At 71.8% G+C, this 16,309-nt stretch carries 16 protein-coding genes; 6 read left to right on the plus strand and 10 right to left on the minus strand.

Annotated elements, in window-relative coordinates; genetic code table 11:
* On the plus strand, positions 1 to 738 hold the full coding sequence (locus AB0H56_RS27155; protein ID WP_357168362.1) for a PaaX domain-containing protein, C- domain protein: 738 nt from the start codon (positions 1 to 3) through the stop codon (positions 736 to 738).
* 224 nt (positions 739 to 962) lie between these two features.
* Here AB0H56_RS27155 and AB0H56_RS27160 read toward each other — a convergent pair whose 3' ends face one another.
* Complete coding sequence (locus tag AB0H56_RS27160; RefSeq protein WP_357168364.1) at positions 963 to 2,228, minus strand: NADH:flavin oxidoreductase/NADH oxidase family protein; 1,266 nt, start codon at positions 2,226 to 2,228, stop codon at positions 963 to 965.
* 102 nt (positions 2,229 to 2,330) lie between these two features.
* Entirely contained in the window at positions 2,331 to 3,182 is an 852-nt protein-coding gene (locus AB0H56_RS27165; protein ID WP_357168366.1) for a TetR family transcriptional regulator, read from the minus strand.
* A gap of 124 nt (positions 3,183 to 3,306) precedes the next feature.
* On the opposite strand from AB0H56_RS27165, the gene AB0H56_RS27170 reads away from it, so the two are divergent.
* The 3 genes from AB0H56_RS27170 to AB0H56_RS27180 are packed head-to-tail and all read left to right on the plus strand — an operon-like array spanning position 3,307 to position 6,268.
* On the plus strand, positions 3,307 to 4,515 hold the full coding sequence (locus AB0H56_RS27170) for an acyl-CoA dehydrogenase family protein (RefSeq protein WP_357168368.1): 1,209 nt from the start codon (positions 3,307 to 3,309) through the stop codon (positions 4,513 to 4,515).
* An 11-nt stretch (positions 4,516 to 4,526) separates the two neighbouring features.
* Entirely contained in the window at positions 4,527 to 5,528 is a 1,002-nt protein-coding gene (locus AB0H56_RS27175; protein WP_357168370.1) for a phosphotransferase family protein, read from the plus strand.
* A complete protein-coding gene (locus AB0H56_RS27180; protein WP_357168372.1) occupies positions 5,525 to 6,268 on the plus strand; it encodes an SDR family oxidoreductase in 744 nt (247 codons plus the stop codon). The genes AB0H56_RS27175 and AB0H56_RS27180 overlap by 4 nt, the downstream gene beginning before the upstream one ends.
* Before the next feature lie 7 nt (positions 6,269 to 6,275).
* On the opposite strand, the gene AB0H56_RS27185 is transcribed toward AB0H56_RS27180, so the two are convergent.
* Both AB0H56_RS27185 and AB0H56_RS27190 read right to left on the minus strand, forming a co-directional pair.
* Entirely contained in the window at positions 6,276 to 7,256 is a 981-nt protein-coding gene (locus AB0H56_RS27185) for a diiron oxygenase (protein ID WP_357168374.1), read from the minus strand.
* Between the two features lie 110 nt (positions 7,257 to 7,366).
* Positions 7,367 to 8,215: an SDR family NAD(P)-dependent oxidoreductase gene (locus AB0H56_RS27190; RefSeq protein WP_357168376.1), complete on the minus strand. Its 849-nt coding sequence runs from the start codon at positions 8,213 to 8,215 to the stop codon at positions 7,367 to 7,369.
* 55 nt (positions 8,216 to 8,270) lie between these two features.
* On the opposite strand from AB0H56_RS27190, the gene AB0H56_RS27195 reads away from it, so the two are divergent.
* Entirely contained in the window at positions 8,271 to 9,254 is a 984-nt protein-coding gene (locus tag AB0H56_RS27195; RefSeq protein ID WP_357168378.1) for an alpha/beta hydrolase, read from the plus strand.
* On the opposite strand, the gene AB0H56_RS27200 is transcribed toward AB0H56_RS27195, so the two are convergent.
* A complete protein-coding gene (locus tag AB0H56_RS27200) occupies positions 9,236 to 9,826 on the minus strand; it encodes a dihydrofolate reductase family protein (RefSeq protein ID WP_357168380.1) in 591 nt (196 codons plus the stop codon). The genes AB0H56_RS27195 and AB0H56_RS27200 overlap by 19 nt on opposite strands.
* Positions 9,823 to 10,641: a metalloregulator ArsR/SmtB family transcription factor gene (locus AB0H56_RS27205; RefSeq protein ID WP_357168382.1), complete on the minus strand. Its 819-nt coding sequence runs from the start codon at positions 10,639 to 10,641 to the stop codon at positions 9,823 to 9,825. The genes AB0H56_RS27200 and AB0H56_RS27205 overlap by 4 nt, the downstream gene beginning before the upstream one ends.
* A 117-nt stretch (positions 10,642 to 10,758) precedes the next feature.
* Between AB0H56_RS27205 and AB0H56_RS27210 the strand changes: the two genes are divergently transcribed.
* The gene (locus AB0H56_RS27210; protein ID WP_357168384.1) at positions 10,759 to 11,499 is read left to right on the plus strand and encodes an HAD family hydrolase; all 741 of its coding nucleotides are present in this window, start codon (positions 10,759 to 10,761) and stop codon (positions 11,497 to 11,499) included.
* Here AB0H56_RS27210 and AB0H56_RS27215 read toward each other — a convergent pair.
* Genes AB0H56_RS27215 through AB0H56_RS27230 form a run of 4 tightly spaced genes read right to left on the minus strand, consistent with a single transcriptional unit; the run spans position 11,446 to position 16,301 of the window.
* Entirely contained in the window at positions 11,446 to 12,669 is a 1,224-nt protein-coding gene (locus tag AB0H56_RS27215; protein WP_357168386.1) for a peptide synthetase, read from the minus strand. The genes AB0H56_RS27210 and AB0H56_RS27215 overlap by 54 nt on opposite strands.
* A 28-nt stretch (positions 12,670 to 12,697) precedes the next feature.
* A complete protein-coding gene (locus tag AB0H56_RS27220; protein WP_357168388.1) occupies positions 12,698 to 13,741 on the minus strand; it encodes an NAD-dependent epimerase/dehydratase family protein in 1,044 nt (347 codons plus the stop codon).
* Positions 13,738 to 15,399, minus strand: coding sequence for a fatty acid CoA ligase family protein (locus tag AB0H56_RS27225; RefSeq protein WP_357168390.1), 1,662 nt, complete (start codon positions 15,397 to 15,399; stop codon positions 13,738 to 13,740). Before AB0H56_RS27225 ends, AB0H56_RS27220 begins: the two co-directional genes overlap by 4 nt.
* On the minus strand, positions 15,396 to 16,301 hold the full coding sequence (locus AB0H56_RS27230; RefSeq protein WP_357168392.1) for a hypothetical protein: 906 nt from the start codon (positions 16,299 to 16,301) through the stop codon (positions 15,396 to 15,398). Before AB0H56_RS27230 ends, AB0H56_RS27225 begins: the two co-directional genes overlap by 4 nt.
* Between the last annotated feature and the right edge of the window lie 8 nt (positions 16,302 to 16,309).

Genomic DNA, 16,309 nt, shown 5'->3' on the forward strand with positions numbered 1-16,309 from the left:
GTGCGACCCCTCGTGACCGGCCCCGATACCGGTATCCGTCCGGTCTCGGCCCGCTCGGCACTGGTCCGGATACTCATCGCGGCCGACTCGCCGACGATGACCTCCCGGCAGATCTGCGCGTCCACCACCGCCGTCGGCTATCCGGAGTCGACCGTGCGGGTGGCGGTCTCGCGGATGGTCGCCGCGGGCGAACTGCGCCGCGAGAATCGCGCGTACACCCTCGCCCCCGGCCTGCGCGCACGGCGGGTGGAGCTCGCCGCGCCGCCGGAGCGACCGTGGGACGGGGAATGGGAGCAGGTCGTCGTCACGGCCGGCGGGCGTCCCGCCGCCGAGCGCGCCGCGCTCCGCGCGACCCTGCTGGGGCTGCGGCTGTCGGAGCTCAGGGAAGGCGTCTGGATGCGTCCGGCCAATCTCGAGCGGTCCTGGCCCGCCGCGCTGGACGACGTCGCGATCCGCCTGCGCACCCGCCCCGTCGACGAACCGGCGCGCCTGGCCGCGCGCCTGTGGTCGCTGGCCGACTGGTCCGCGCGCGCTCACGCGCTGCTGGCCGCCATCGAAACGCCCGACCCCACAGCGAAATTCGCGGCCGTATGCGCCGGTCTCGACCATCTCACCACCGACCCCGTGCTGCCCGCGGCGCTGCGCCCCGCCGACTGGCCGTCGGCCGACCTGCGCGCCGTGACCGCCGGCTATCTCGCCTGGTTCGCCACGTTGAGCAGGGAATCCGTCACGCCGTAGCCGTTCCGGTTTCGGCTGTGCGCCAGGGCATTCGACCCGGCGTGGTTCGCCGGTCGGCCGGTGCCGCGGGAACAGGACACGGTGTCCGCCGCGAGTTGTCCGGTGTGTGGTTACCGGACGAAGGCGGCTCTCGCGTCTAGCATGGACCCTGCCGTGCGACGTGGCGGCGCCGCATGGTGCATGGGGAAGGACCCGCCCCGAGAACGTGGGGGCGGGTCGCACCATCATCGGCGGGATCGGCTCGCGCTCCGTTTCGGTTGCAGCGCACCGGGTCCCATCCGCAGCGTCGCCGAGGCGACGGTCCGCCACCAGCGCCGCGCCGGATCGGGTTCCTTGCCGGCGCCGAGGCGATGCAGCTGGTCGGTGTGCCACTGCAGATCGATCACGCTGTCGAGGCTGCGCAGATCGCCGAACCGGCCGACCAGCCCGCGTGCTCCGCCCCAGCGCACCCTCGACGACGGCAATCGCTCCATTCCGCGCACCAGTAGTGCCGTCCCCGCGTCGGGGGTCAGGCAGGCGGGCCGTCCGAGCCCGATCACCGCGCAATCGCCGTCCGCCACCGCGCCCGCCATGGCTGCCCTGGTCCGGAAGCCGCCGGTGACCGCGATCGGCACCGAGCCCGCGAGCGCGCGCACGGTCCGCGCGTAGGCCAGGAAGTAGGCCTCGCGGGCCGCGGTGGACGCGGCGACCGTGCCCATCATCGCGGGCGACTCGTAGGAGCCGCCGCTGATCTCGATGAGGTCGACTCCCTCCGCGACCAGCGCCCGCACGACGTCGCGCGACTCGTCCTCGGTGAATCCCCCGCGCTGGAAGTCGGCCGAGTTCAGCTTCACCGCGACCGCGAATCCAGGGCGCACGGCGGCGCGCATCGCCCGCACGATCGCCAGGATGAAGCGTCGCCGCCGCGGCGCGTCGCCGCCCCAGTCGTCCTCGCGCCGATTGGCCAGCGGGGAGAGGAACTGGCTCACCAGGTAGCCGTGCGCCGCGTGCAGTTGCACACCATCGAAGCCGGCCGCCTCGGCGATGCCCGCCGCCGCGCCGAAGCGGGCGACGAGGGCCAGGATCTCGGCGTGGGTGAGCGCGCGTGGCCGCACCGCGCCGGGCACGGCGGCCTTGATCGCGCTCGGAGCGACCGGGCGGGACCGGCCTGCCAGCGAATGTGCCTGCCTGCCAGGGTGATTGATCTGCATGAACAGGGGAGTCGTGGACGGGCGGAAGGTCTGCGCCCAGCGGGTGAGCTCGGGCAGATGCCGGTCGTCGGCGATCGCGACATTGCCCGGCTCGCTGAGGTGCTGGTGGTCGACGGTCACATTGCCGGTGACCACCAGTCCGAAGCCGCCGTGACGCCAGCGCGTGTAGAGCGTTTCCAGCCGCCGCGACGGTGCGCCGTCGGCGCGGCCGAGGGTTTCGCTCAGCGCCGATTTCATCAGCCGGTTGGGCAGGGTGATCCCGCAGGGCAGGGTCAACGGATCGTCGAGCCGAGCAGTCACGGCGACACCTCCACTGTGCCGGTCGCGGTACGGCGACCGGGGCGCTGTCTGCGCGACCCTAGCAGCCGCGGCGGTGACCCGACAGGCTCGAATCGGCCGTCCTCACCGGTCGATGCCGAGCAGTCCGAGCGCGAATCCGGCGTAGTCGGTGGCGATCTGCTCCGGCGTGGCCGGACCGTCGAGGCGGAACCACTGGGGCAGCGAGGTGCACATGGTCGCGATGGCGCGGCCCGCGGCCTTGGCGTGCGCGGTCGGCAGGTGCGCCTCGGTGAGCGCGGCGTCGATGTCGGCGTCGAGCAGGTATTGCAGTTCGTTGCGGGCGGCCGCGATGCGTCGCCGGTTGCCGGGGGTGAGGCTGCGCATCTCGCTGGCGCCGATGAAGGCCAGTTCGCGGCGGTGGGTGTGGAACAGCGCCAGCGCCTCGACCACGGCGACGACTCGGTCGCGCCCGCCGCCCGCCGACCCGCGGGCCGCGCCGACGCGCCAGTGCAGTTCGTCCATGGTCAGGTCGAGCGCCCGGACGAGCAGGGCCTGCTTGTCGCGGTAGTGGTGGTAGACGCCGGGCACGCTCATCCCCGCGCGCTGCGCGATCTCGCGCATGGTCGCGCCGTGATAGCCCGTCTCGACGAAGGAGTCGATAGCCGCGGCGAGCACGGGATCGATCGCGAGCGGCGGGAACTCCCGCCATGCCCGCTCGGATTCGGGGCCGACCCGCCGGGGCGTGGCCTGGCGCCGCGTGACCGATTCGCCGAGCAGGTCGGCCGTGGTGGTGCCGAGCGCGCCGGCCAGCTCGCGCAGCCGGGTGACGGAGACGCCGGTCCTGCCGTTCTCGATCGCGCTGAGCGTGGCCGCGCTGACCCCGACGCGCCGCGCGGTCTCCCGCAACGACAGTCCCGTCGCGAGCCTGGCCCGCCGTATCCGCGCGCCGAGTTCGGCGCCGTCCGCTGTCTCCACAATGTTCAGAATAGCTGAACATATGTCGCTAATGAAAGCGGACAGTTGACAGCTCACCGCGATACATGCGACTGTTCCCCTGTTCGGTACCGAGCGAACGTTCGGCAGTGAGGAGTGAAGTTCCGTGGCGGTAGACCTGTCCCATTCCGACGAGGTGCGCGAGCTCGTCGAGCGCACGAGGGACTTCATTCGCGGGGTGGTCGTCCCGCTCGATGACGCCCATGACGGCGATATCGCCGCGGCGGGCGGCGACACGCTGCGCCGCGACCTGCAGCAGCAGGCCAAGGCCGCCGGGGTCTTCGCCCCGCACGGCCCGGTCGAGTTCGGCGGTCTCGGACTGGGGATGTCGGATCGGGCTCCGGTCTTCGAGGAAGCCGGATACTCCCTCTTCGGCCCCACCGCGCTGAACATCGCCGCGCCCGACGAGGGCAATGTGCACATGCTCGCCCACATCGCCGATCCCGAACAGCGCGAGCGGTTCCTGGCGCCGCTGGCGCGCGGTGACGTGCGCTCGGCGTTCGCGATGACCGAGCCCGCTCCGGGCGCCGGGTCCGACCCCACGGCACTGCGCACCCGCGCGGTGCGTGCCGAGGGCGGCTGGCGGATCAACGGCCACAAGTGGTTCATCACCGGCGCCGACGGCGCCGCGTTCTTCATCATCATGGCCCGCACCTCCGGCGAACCCGGGGAGCGCGGCGGCGCCACCATGTTCCTCGCCCCCGCCGACACGCCGGGCCTGCGGGTGGGCAGGCACATCGACACGATGGACAAGTCGATGCTCGGCGGCCACTGCGAGGTCTTCTTCGACGACCTGCTCGTCCCCGATTCCGCGGTCCTCGGTGAGGTCGACCTCGGCTTCGACTACGCCCAGGTGCGGCTCGGGCCCGCGCGGATGACGCACGTCATGCGCTGGCTCGGCGCCGCCCGCCGCGGCCACGACATGGCGGTGGCGCGCGTGGTCGAACGCGAGGGATTCGGCGCGCGGCTCGGCGATCTCGGCATGATCCAGCAGATGATCGCCGACAACGAGATCGATATCGCCGCCACCAGGGCGCTGCTGACCCGCGCCTGCTGGGAACTCGACCGCGGCGAGAACGCGGCCGACGCCACCTCGATCGCGAAGACCTTCGCCGCCGAGGCGATCGTCCGGATCGTGGACCGCAGCATGCAGATGTGCGGCGGCATCGGTGTCGCCGCCGACCTGCCGCTGGCGCGCCTCTACCGCGAGGTGCGGCCGTTCCGCATCTACGACGGCCCCTCCGAGGTGCACCGGTGGGCCATCGCCAAGCGCGTGGTGAGCGCGGCCAAGCGGGCGCGGAGGAACGCCGAATGACGCTGCCCGGCATGGACGTTCCCGCACTCGAACGCTTCCTGCGCGATCGCGGTGTCGAGGTGCGCGGCGCGCTGCGGGTGGAGCTGATCAGCGGCGGCCGGTCCAACCTCACCTTCGTCGCCACCGACGGGGTCTCGCGGTGGGTCGTGCGCAGGCCACCGGTGGCCGGTCTCACCCCGTCCGCGCACGACATGGCGCGCGAGTTCACCGTGACCTCCGCGCTGCGCGATTCGGCGGTGCCGGTCGCGCGGCCGATCGCGTTCGACGCGGACGGCGAGGCGCTGGGCGCGCCGATGACCGTCGTCGACTACGTCGACGGCCGGGTGGTCCGCGATCAGGACGATCTCGCCGCCCTGACCGACGACGAGGTCGCCGCGAGCGCCACCGAACTGGTGGGTGTGCTCGCCCGGTTGCACGCGATCGACCCGGCGGCCGTTGGCCTCGAGCGGTTCGGCAGGCCGGTCGGCTTCGTCGAACGGCAGGTGAATCTGTGGGCGTCGCAATGGGATCGGGTCAAGACGCGCGAGCTGCCCGATGTCGCGACCCTGCACGCGGCGCTGGTCGAGTCGATTCCGCGCCGGTCGGCGGCCGCGATCGTGCACGGCGACTTCCGCATCGACAACACGATTCTCGACGCGGCCGATCCGCGCCGGGTGCTGGCCGTGGTCGACTGGGAGATGTCGACCCTCGGTGACCCGCTCACCGATGTCGCGCTGATGTGCGTCTACCGCTCGCCGGTGTTCGACCTGGTGCTCGGCTCGTCGGCCGCGTGGACCAGCGACCGGATGCCGTCCGCGGACACGCTGGCGCAGACCTACGCGCTTGCGGCGGGCCGCGATCTCGACGACTGGGGCTTCTACCTGGCCCTGGCGAACTTCAAACTCGGCGTGATCGGTGAGGGCATCACCCATCGCGCGCTGCAGGGCTCGGACTCGGGCGCGGCGGCCGAACGCGTCGCCGAGGCGACACCGGAATTCATGGCGGCGGGACTGCGCGCACTGGAGGAACGATGACCACGACCAAGACCGCGCTGATCACCGGGGCATCCCGCGGCATCGGCCTCGGCATCGCGCGGCGCCTCGCCGAGCAGGGCCACGCGCTCACCATCACCGCCCGCGACGCCGCCCGGCTGGACGCGGTCGCCGCCGAGCTGCGTGCCTGCGGCGCACCCGACGTGCGCGCCGTCGCCGCCGACATGGCCGACGCCGACGGCCTCGACCGTGTCCTGGCCGGGCACGCCGACCGATTCGGCACGCTGTCGGCGCTGATCCTCAACGCGGGTGTCGGCACGGCGTCACCGATCGGGGAGGTGACGACGCGTCGGTTCGACAAGACCGTCGAGGTGAATCTGCGGGCGCCGCTGCACCTGATCCAGGGTGCGCTGCCGATGCTGCGCGCCGCGGCCACCGCCGACCCGGCGCGCGGGGCGAAGGTCGTCGCGCTGTCCTCCATCACCGGGGTGTACGCCGAGTCGGGGCTGGCCGTCTACGGCGCGACCAAAGCCGCCCTCATCTCCCTGCTCACCACCCTGAACGCCGAGGAATCCGGCAACGGCGTCGCGGCCACCACCATCGCGCCCGGCTACGTCGACACCGACATGAGCGCGTGGATCCACGACCGGATCCCGCCCGAGCGGATGCTCGCCGTGGACGACGTCGTCGAGCTGGTCGACGCCGTCCTGCGGCTGTCGGCGCGCGCGGTGGTGCCGACCATCGTGCTCTCGCGCGCGGGGGCCGACGGCTACCGGGCCTGAATCGGGATCAGGCCATCCGGCGCAGGGGTTCGCTGCGGTAGCGGGCGTTGTCGCCGTCGATCTTCAGCAGCTTCCACAGCGGCCTGGTCACGGGGTTCATCAGCCCGAGTTCGTCGGCCAGCGCGCGCATGTCGCCGAAGAAGCCGCTGAGGATCTTGCGGCTGGTGGGGCTGCGCCAGAACGCGTCGGCGAACACCTCGTCGGGAATGTCGAACCTGCGCGCGAAGGATTTCGGCGGCTTCACCAGTTCGTCGGCGAGCCAGCGCATCGCGATCGGGAACGCGACCGCGCAGACCGCCGTGCTCACCGGGTTCATCCGCGCCAGGTGGGTGCGCAGGAACTCGTTGGCGAAGCTGATGTGGCGCGCCTCCTCGGCGATGTGGATCTCCATGATCCGCAGCAGCGTCGGCTGGGTGGCGCTGCCCGAGCGGATCAGCGCCTTCTGATAGTGGTCGATCGGTTCCTCGCCGCCGAGGATGCCGATGAACAGGATCACCCAGAAGTAGCCGCCCGCGACGCCGATGAACGGGGAGGCGATCCGGAACAGGGGCCGCATGCCGGGAACGTCGTCACCGATGCGGTTCACCAGCTCCTGGAACATCTGGATGTGGTTGCACTCCTCGGTCATCTCGTGCAGGCAGTAGCGGAATTCGGGCGAGCCGTTGGGCAGCGCCATCGCGTACTGCATCATGCCGCGGATGAGGATGGATTCGAAGGCCAGCCCGACCTTGGCGGCGTTGGCCTGTCGCCATCGGCCGATCTCGATCTGCCGTTCGAGCGGCAGCTCCTGGTACCAGCGCGTGGCGCCGAGCGGGTCGAGTTCGGGCGAGAGCACCCAGCGCGGATCGTCGCGATCGACGGCGAACTCGGGGGAGTCCCAGTCGATGTCGAGGAAGGGGTCGAACCGGCGGTGCACCGATCCCTCCGACAGTGTCGCGAGGGTGTCGGCGTAGGCGGGATTGCTGGTCGCGGTCTTCGAGAACGTCATTGTTTCTCTCCATCGTCACAAGGATCGCCGGTGTATGGGCGGGTCCCTGATCTAAATGTAACGCACTGTCTCATGTATTTCCAGGGGAGAAACGGCTGGTTCCGACCGTCTCAGTCGGCGCGTGGCACGCGCCCGTCGACATCGGTGAATCCGTAGTCCACGGCCAGGTCGGCGACCTTCCACGCCTTCCCGGCACGGGCGCCGCGCGCGGGATCGGCGGCCAGGGCGACGACGGCGCGACCGGGGAAACGGGGCGACTCGGCGGCGTCGAGGTCGAAGGTGCCCTCGCCGGGCAGGGTGACCTCGCGGCGGCCGTTGGCGTCGGCCGGGATCAGTTGCAGCAGTTCGGTGTTCACGATGCCGGGCCAGATCGAGACCGCCGTGGCGCCGGTGCCGTCGAGGTCGCGGGCCAGATCGGCGGTGAGCCGGTCCAGGGCCGTCTTGGCCACGCCGTACACGGCATTGTGCATGTAGCGCTCGGCGCCGGGTGAGGAGACGTTGACGATCAGGCCCGCCGAGTCGATCAGCAGCGGCGCCGCGAACACGCTGGCGACATAGTGTGAGCGCACGCCGATGTCGAAGGTCTCGTCCCAGGCCTTCGCCGGCACGTCCCAGAACTTGCGGCCGAGCCAGCGCGCGGCGGCGGGGGAGTTGTAGACGTTGTTCACCAGCACGTCCAGGCGGCCCTGCTCCTCGCGGACCTGGCTGAACAGCTTCTCGACCGCCGCGTCGTCGCTGTGGTCGCAGACCACCGCCACGCCGCGCCCGCCCAGTGCGGTGACCTCCGCCGCGGTGTCGTGCACCGTGCCGGGCAGTCTGCCCGCGGCGGTGGTGCGGCCGGTCACGTACACCGTCGCCCCGGCCGCGCCCAGTTCCAGCGCGATGCCTTTGCCGATGCCGCGACTGGCGCCGGTGACGACCGCGACCCGGCCGCCGAGAATCTCGGGTGTTCCGCTCATGACCTCCAGACACTACCGTCAAAATAGGAACACGTTCTAGAAATGGGAGACGGTAGTGGAGCTGACCCAACGATTCCTCGACACCGGCGGTGTCCGGATGCACGTCACCGAACAGGGACAGGGCTTTCCGGTGGTGTTCTGCCACGGCTTCCCGCACACCTCGTTCCTCTGGCACCGCCAGCTCGCCGCCGTCGCCGCGGCGGGCTACCGGGCCGTCGCGCCCGATCTGCGCGGGTACGGCCGCACCGACGCGCCCGCCGACATCGCGGCCTATACCAACGCGGCGGTCATCGGTGACCTGCTGGCACTGCTCGACGATCTCGGCGCCGAGCAGGCGGTCTTCGTCGGCCTCGACTTCGGCGCCCAGCTGGTGTGGGAGCTGGCGCTGCGCGAGCCGGGGCGGGTGGCGGCGGCCGCGGTGCTGAACAATCCGTTCTCGCCACGTCCGCCGCGCGCGCCCTCGGAATTCTGGACCAAGGCGGCGCAGCGGCACTTCCTGCACCTGGCCTACTTCCAGGAGCCCGGCGTGGCCGACGCCGAGCTGGCCGCCCGGCCGCGCGAATTCCTCGCCCGCGTCTACTATTCGCTCTCCGGCGACTACCACTACCTCGACACCTGGCAGAACCCGCCGGGGCTCGGCTATCTCGACGTGCTGCCGAAGGCGCCGGACCTGCCGTGGCCCTGGCTCAGCGAGGCCGAATTCGACACCGTGGCCACGGAATTCGAACGCACCGGCTTCACCGGCGGCCTGAACTGGTACCGCAACCTCGACCGCAACTGGGCACTCACCGAGGCCTTCGCCGGAGCGAAGATCGAGGTGCCCACCTACTTCCTGTACGGCGAGAACGACCCCGACATGGAGGGTTTCAGCGGCCGCGATCCGCTCGCCACGCTGCGCGCGAACGTCACGGATCTGCGTGCGGTGGTCCGTGTCCCGAAGGCGGGACACCTGGTACAGCTCGAGCGGACCGACCTCGTCGACGCGTTCCTGCTCGACGCGCTGCGCGATCTGGGGGTGCCTCAGCGCACCCGGTCGTAGCGCACGGCGACCTCGCCGAGGTCGCCGACGTCGTGGCGGGCCACCCGCCACGACGACCCCGGCAGGCCGTCGTCGAACAGCCGCGCACCGCCGCCGGCGATCTCGGGGGTGATCAGCAGATGCAGCCGGTCGACGAGGTCGGCGGCCAGCAGATCCTTGATGACGGTGGGGCTGCTGTTGACGAGGATCTCCCCGTCACCCTCGGCCCGGAGCGCGGCGATCACCTCGGCGGCGGGCGCGTTCACCACGCGGGCATGCTCCCACGGCGCGGCGGCCAGAGTGGTCGACAGGACCACCTTCTCCGTCTCGATCAGCCACTTCGCGTAGGCGCGGTCGCGTGGGTCGGCGGTGTCGTCGGCGGCGACCGTCGGCCAGTATGCGAGGAACCCCTCGGCGTTGCGGCGGCCGAGGACGGCCGTCGTGGCGTTCTCCCAGACCCGGGTCAGGTGGTCGCGGGCGACCTCGGTCGTGGCGTAGCGGACGATCGCGCCGGCGTCGGTGGGGCCGCCGGGGCCGTGGTAGCGGCCGTCGAGGGTGAGGCCGAGGTTGGCGGTGACGAGTCGGGTGGTCATGAGCTGCGGTCCTTCCGCTGGTCGAGATCGAGGGTGTCGGTGAGGTTGTCGAGCACCTGGCCCCAGCCGGTCGCGATGCCGGCGATGTGGGGCGCGGCGGCGACGGCGGTGTCGGTGATGGTCAGGTCGACGCGCAGGTGTGTGCCGTCGGCACGCTGGTCGAGGGTGAGGTCGTAGTGGCCGGTGAACGAGATCGCGCCGGTGTCGTCCAGAACCGAGAGGTCGAACACGAGGTGCCCAGGATCGTCGGCGCGCCGGACCTGTCCGGTCGAGGCGTAGACGTGACCGTCGGCGTCGCGATAGTCGAGGATCGCGCGGCCGCCGGGGACCGGCTCGAGGACGCAGGCGGTGACGGTCATCGACGGCGGGGCCCACCACGCACCGAGCAGATCGGCGTCGACCCAGTACCGCCACACCGTCGCGGCCGGTGCGGCCAGCACGCGCTCGAAGGTGAACGTGCGCCCGTCGGCCCACCGATCCTGTTCGGCGGCACGGGTTTCGGCCTCGATGGCCGCGCGGTAGCGCTCGACCACGTCGCGTTCGTCGGCGTGCGCGGCGACGGTGTCCAGCAGTGCGCGCAGCCGGTGGTCGAGCGCGCGCAGCGGCGCCGCCTCCAGGGCGTAGACCCGCCGCTGCCCGAGCGGGAACACCGTGACCAGCTCCGCCTTGGCGAGGGTCTGCAGGTGTTTGGTGGTCTGCGGCTGGCGCAGGCCGGTGAGCTCGGCCAGTTCGCCGACCGAACGCGGGCGCTCGGCAAGGAGTTCCACGATGCGCCACCGCGCGGCGTCTGCGAGTGCTGCTGCTGTCGCTTCCACGCAAGTAAGTATTCCCGATAGTGAATATTCAAGTCAAGGAATATTTCGGCGGCCGGCATCGCCAGGGATTTCGGGCCTGTGCCATGCTCGAAGCGCGCCGAGACGAAGGAGTGTGCCGTGCCGATCCGGGGTGTGCTGTTCGATGTCGACGACACGTTGTTCGACTACTCGGCCTCCGACGCGGCGGGTCTGCTCGCGCAGTTGCGCCACGACGACCTGCTCGACCGGTTCCCCGACCCCGCCGCCGCGGTGGCGCTGTGGCACGGGATCACCGAGACCGAGTACCCCCGGTTCGTCCGGGGCGAGGTGGATTTCACCGGCCAGCGGCTGGCCCGGGCGCGCGCGTTCCTGGCGCACCTGTGGCGCACCGCGCCCGCCGACATTCCCGAGGCCGACGCGCTCGCCTGGTTCGACGCCTACACCGCGCACCGCCGCGCGGCCTGGGCGGCTTTCCCCGACGCCGCGCCGCTGCTGGAAACCCTGGCGCCCGCGTTCCGGCTCGGCGTCGTCTCGAACGCGGCAGTGCCGCCGCAGCGTCGCAAGCTCGAAGCCGTCGGCCTGCTGTCCTATTTCGGGGACCGGATGGTGTGCAGCGAGGAACACGGCGCGGGGAAGCCCGACGCGAGCATCTTCCACGCCGGCTGCGCGCTGCTCGAGCTCGATCCGGGCGAGGTCGCCTACGTCGGTGACCGGTACGCCGTCGACGCGGTCGGCGCGCACGACGCCGGTCTGCACGCCTGCTGGCTGGATCGCGGGAACCTTCGTGGCCGCACCGACATCCGGCCCGGCATCCATGTCATCGGGTCACTGACCGAGCTGCCCGGCACATTCCCCGGTCACCGGATTCCCGTCGCGTAGTTCGGATTCCAGCATCGCGACGATCCGGTCGAGGAGAGCCTCCAGCCGCGTCTCGATGCCCGCGCCGTTGCGGGCCGACACCGTGAGTTCGGTGTGCCCGTCGAATTCGGTGAGCCCGAACAGCAGGGGCATCGCGACGCTGTGCTGCGGCAGCACGAACAACCCGGTGGGCCGGAAGCCGGGCACCGCGAGTTCGTCGGCGCCGCTGCGGCCCATGTGTGACACAGTGGCCGAGGCCAGATTCCGGCCGGCCCGCGCGCCCAGCCAGTTGGTCGTGTGCAGGATGCCCCGGTTCACCGCGTCGGGGACCAGCGTGATCCGGGTGTTCGCCAGCTGATTCAGTTCGCGATCGGCCCCGAGTCCGGACTTGATGTGGTTCTTGACCTCGGTCCAGCCCTGGCCCGGCGTCAGATCGAGGAACAGCGGCAGCGCGAGATTGGCCGTCGAGCGCAGCGCGGGATCGTGCCTGCGCAGGTCGACCGGCATCATGATCCGCGACGGACCCCGGGTCTCGGCGGCCAGCAGCGCGCAGACCCGCGCGAGCGCGCCCGGCCCCGCCGCCTCGATCCGCCGGTGCCGCAACAGATGCCGGGGCGCGCCCCGCCGCTGCCTGCCCGCGCCGACCGCGCTGCGGTACCGGGGCACCATCGGTGTCGGCTTGCCGGGAGCGCCGAGCCGCCCCACGAGTTCCTGGTCGGCGATCGGGTCACGCTGGGGGACCGGGTCCTCCCCGCGCAGGGCGCGCAGGACGTTGGTCGCCCACAGCATCATGCCCATGCCGTCCATCACGCCGTGGAAGACCCGGAAGATCAGGGTCACCGGTGCGCCCGTGAGCAGCAGCACCTCCACGGTGGACTCGGGGGTGGGGCCGATCGGGCTGGTGAGCACGGGATCGGTCTCGAGTTCCGGCGCCCACAGCACGTGTCCCGGCACCACCCGCACAGCGGGCGCGATGCCGCTGTCGACCCAGTCGGTGCCGCGCCGCACCAGGCGGGCGCCGGGCGTGACGGCCGCCGCGGTGGCCACCGCCCGGCGCAAGCGCTCCGGGTCGATCTCGCCGTCCCCGGGGATGACCAGCTGCATGAGAAACGGTGGCGCGAGTTCCCGCATGGGGAAGTACATGCGCTCGGTGGTCGAGATCGGTCGACGGAAGACGCTGCCGCCGTTCATGTTTGCCTCCGGAAGGATCGGGCGGTGACTATCGCAGGTCGGCGGTGAGCGACTCGATGCCGCCGCTCGTCTCGAGCCAGCTCAGGAATGCGGCGAGCCCGGTGTCACGATCGGTCACCGGTGCGTAGCCGAGATCGCGGCGCGCGGCGGCGGTGTCGTAGGTGGCGCTGCGGGTCATCAGCGCGACGGCGTAGCGCGACAGCGGCGGTGACCAGCGCGTCGCCACCGCCGGAATCCGCCACACCGTCTCGATCGCGGCGACAACGGCGGCGAGCACGCGCGGATTCGGGCGCCGCGTGGGTGGCTGGTAGCCGAGCCGGGTGGCGACCTCGCCGAGGAATCCCCAGACGTCGGTCCGCTCGGCGTCGGCGATGAAGTACGGCTTCCCGCCGACGGCCGTCGCGGTGAGCGCCAGCTCGCACGCGCGCACGATGTTGTCGACATGGCACAGCGAGGCCAGCACCGTCCGCCCGGCGGACAGGTCGGGCAGCCGGCCCGCCGCCGTCCGGCCGAGCAGCCGCACGATGGGACCCGACCGGTCACCCGCGCCCCAGATGGCGCGCGGGCGCAGCGCGAGCGTGGTGAACTCCGGGGTGTTCGCCGCGAGGACCGCGCGTTCGGCGGCCGCCTTGGTCTCGGAGTAGTGATTGAGATACCGGCTCGGATACGGCAGCGACTCGTCGACGTCGAGCTGGTCGCCACCGTCGCGATCCATCAGGGCGCTGGGGCTGGAGATGAACACGAAACGGCTCGCCCCGCCGCGCCGGGCGGCGGCCAGCAATTCCTCGGTGGCGCGCACGTTCTCGAGCCAGAAGCGGGACCTGGTGCCCCGTTCGTCGACCCGCGCCGCGCTGTGGATCACCACGTCGACGCCCACGGCGGCATCGCGCAGCGAGGCCGGGTCGGCGAGATCGCCGTACACCAGCCGCACCCGCTCGCGCGCGGCGCCGAGATCGTCGAGCACGCTGGTGGGCCGCACCAGGATCGACACCTCGTGAGTCCCGTCGGCGACCAGGGCGCGCGTGATCGCGCCGCCGAGGAAACCGGACGCGCCGGTGACCAGCACCCTCATCGCTTCGCCTCCACCTGTTTCGTCGCCCAGCGGGCGAGCTGCTCGCGCCCGATCTTGGCGTTGTGCCGGATGTCCACCGGGAAGCGCGGATGCACCAGGAACTCCGTGATCGGCTCGACGGTCTCGAATTCGGTGGCGCGGGTGCGCAATCGGGTCAGCGTGGCGGTGCGGTCGGCGCCCGGCTCCAGTTCGACACACAGCACGGGGCGCTGCGCACCGGGCGATCCGACGCCGACCAGCGCGCTGCGCGCGACCCCGTCCACCGCGTTGAACACCTGCTCCACCTGCACGGTGAACATCGGCCCGCGCGCGGTCCGCACGCGCTGACTCTTGCGGCCGCAGAACCAGATCCGGCCCTGCTCGTCGATCCAGCCCAGATCGCCGGTGCGGTGCCAGATCCGGTCACCGTCGGCGATCTTGCCCGCCGCGTTCGCCGCCGCGGGCCAGTAGTACCGGGTGCTGACATTCGGTCCGGCGACGACGATCTCACCGACCGCGCCGGGACCGCGCGGGCTCTCGACACCGTCCCAGGTGGGCACCGGATCGTCGGTGACGGGGAGCAGCCGCACCTCGACCCGGTCGGCCGGGCGGCCGATACAGGTCCCCTCACCCCGCCTGGCCCGCTCGACCAGACCGTCGAGGAGTTCGCGGGATTCGATGGTCGACATGGGCAGCGCCTCGGTGGAGCCGTAGCCCGCGTAGATCTCGGCGTCGGGTCCGAGCACCTCACGCAGTCCCGCCACACACCAGTCGGGGACGGGCGCGCCGCCGGAGAAGACGCTGGCGACCGTACTCAGCTCGACCGGGTGCGCGCGCAGATGCGCCAGCAGCGGAATGAGCACCGCGGGGGAGGCGAACAGCGTCCGCACCCCGAAGGTCCGGATGGCGTCGACGACCTGCGCGGGATCGGTGGACCCGACCTTGCTCGGGATCAGCGGTGGCAGCACACAGCGCGATCCGAGCAGCAGGTCGAGCACACCCACGAGCGGCAGGGTGATCAGCGAGGTGTCCGGCGGTGTGTTCCCGCGGGCCGCGTGCACCTGCTCCACCATGGCGGCGAGGTTGCCGTGGGTCAGCTCGACCGCCTTGGCGGGCCCGGTGCTGCCGGTGGTGAAACCGATGATCAGCAGATCCTCCGGTGCGGCGGGCACCCGCTCGGGCAGCGGTCCGGCGGGGTTCCGGCCCCAGTCCCGCAGGGCCGGGCCGCCCCAGAACCAGCGCCGCCCGACCGTGAGGGTGGTGCGCACCTGACGGAAGCTGCGCGCGAACAGCACCCGCACGGCGTGGGCCTGCGGGATGCCGATGAACGCCTCGGCCTCGACGGCGCGCAGGCAGTGCACCATCCGGCGCACCCCCATGCCCGGGTCGATCACCACCGGCACCGCGCCGATCTTCAACAGCCCGAACAGGATCGCGTACAGCTCCGGGCTCGGCAGCACCAGCACGATCGTGCGGGTCCCGCTGCCGACGCCGGCCGCGGTGAGCTGCTCGGCGATGGTGTCCGACCAGCGATCCAGCTCGCGGTAGGTGATCCGCCGGTAGTCCGGCGTCCCCGCGGCGGTCGTGCCGTCCGGGTAGATCACCGCGGCGCGGTCGGGTTCCGCGGCGGCGAAGCGGCGGAAGCCGTCGATGGGCTGCCAGTACGTCGCGGTGCTCACGCGCGCGGCTCCGCGGGGAGGCGATACAGCGCGGCCGCGGCCGACGGTCCGGCGCCCGCCGCGACGAACAGCACATGGGTGCGGCCCGCGAGCGAGCCTTCGGCGAGCGCGCGGTCGTAGGCCAGGGGCAGCGCGGCGGTGTGCGGGTCGCCGTCGGTCAGATCGGGGACGCGCACCGCGTGCTGGTCGATGCCGAGGGCGTCGGCGAGCCGTTTCGGGAAGTGCGGGGTCGGCGTCGAGGCGATCAGCGCGAGATCGGCGACCTCGACGGGAGTCTCGGCGAGCGCCGTGCGGGCGACCTCGGTGGCGACCCCCAGGATCCGGTCCTCGAAATCGTCGTCGCGCTCGACGGTCATCAGGCCGCGGCCGACGGTGCCCATGGTCGCGACGTCGACGTAGGCCAGCTCCGCGGGACTGCCCGACGAGCGGGTGAGGTGCACCGGCCCGAATCCTTCGGGCCCGTCGACCTGTTCGAGCAGCAGCGCGGCACCGGTCGCGGCGTAGGGGAATTCGGCATCCGCCGCCGACCGGGTGAGCGAGGGATGGGTGTCGCCCGCGACGATCAGCACGTGCTCGGTGCCGCCGGTGCGCAGCACCGAGGAGGCGACCTGGACGGCGTTGAGCACCCCCACGGCGCCGTTCATGAGATCGAAGGAGAAGGTGCGCCGATCGTTCCGGGTGTAGTCGAGCCCGATGCCTGCCGCCTTCTGGATCAGCGCCGCGACGGCGGGTTCCATGGTGTTGGCGTCGCGGAAGACGCCGGTGTTGATCAGCACGCCCACCTGGTCGGGACGAATCTCGGCCCGCCGCACCGCTTCTCGTGCGGCACGGCCGCTCAGCTCGACGATGCTGTGGCTCGCGGCGCCCGCGCCGGTGCCGGTTGCTCGGATACACACGCCCATGACGAAAC

Source organism: Nocardia sp. NPDC050717 (assembly GCF_040654275.1).
GTDB lineage: Bacteria > Actinomycetota > Actinomycetes > Mycobacteriales > Mycobacteriaceae > Nocardia.

Bases quoted from the DNA above. Each gene is read 5' to 3' on its own strand.
- AB0H56_RS27175 (WP_357168370.1), top strand. From the start codon at position 4,527: ATGGACGTTCCCGCACTCGAACGCTTCCTGCGCGATCGCGGTGTCGAG.
- AB0H56_RS27180 (WP_357168372.1), top strand. From the start codon at position 5,525: ATGACCACGACCAAGACCGCGCTGATCACCGGGGCATCCCGCGGCATC.
- AB0H56_RS27200 (WP_357168380.1), bottom strand. From the start codon at position 9,826: ATGACCACCCGACTCGTCACCGCCAACCTCGGCCTCACCCTCGACGGC.
- AB0H56_RS27215 (WP_357168386.1), bottom strand. From the start codon at position 12,669: ATGAACGGCGGCAGCGTCTTCCGTCGACCGATCTCGACCACCGAGCGC.
- AB0H56_RS27230 (WP_357168392.1), bottom strand. From the start codon at position 16,301: ATGGGCGTGTGTATCCGAGCAACCGGCACCGGCGCGGGCGCCGCGAGC.
- AB0H56_RS27185 (WP_357168374.1), bottom strand. From the start codon at position 7,256: ATGACGTTCTCGAAGACCGCGACCAGCAATCCCGCCTACGCCGACACC.
- AB0H56_RS27220 (WP_357168388.1), bottom strand. From the start codon at position 13,741: ATGAGGGTGCTGGTCACCGGCGCGTCCGGTTTCCTCGGCGGCGCGATC.
- AB0H56_RS27190 (WP_357168376.1), bottom strand. From the start codon at position 8,215: ATGAGCGGAACACCCGAGATTCTCGGCGGCCGGGTCGCGGTCGTCACC.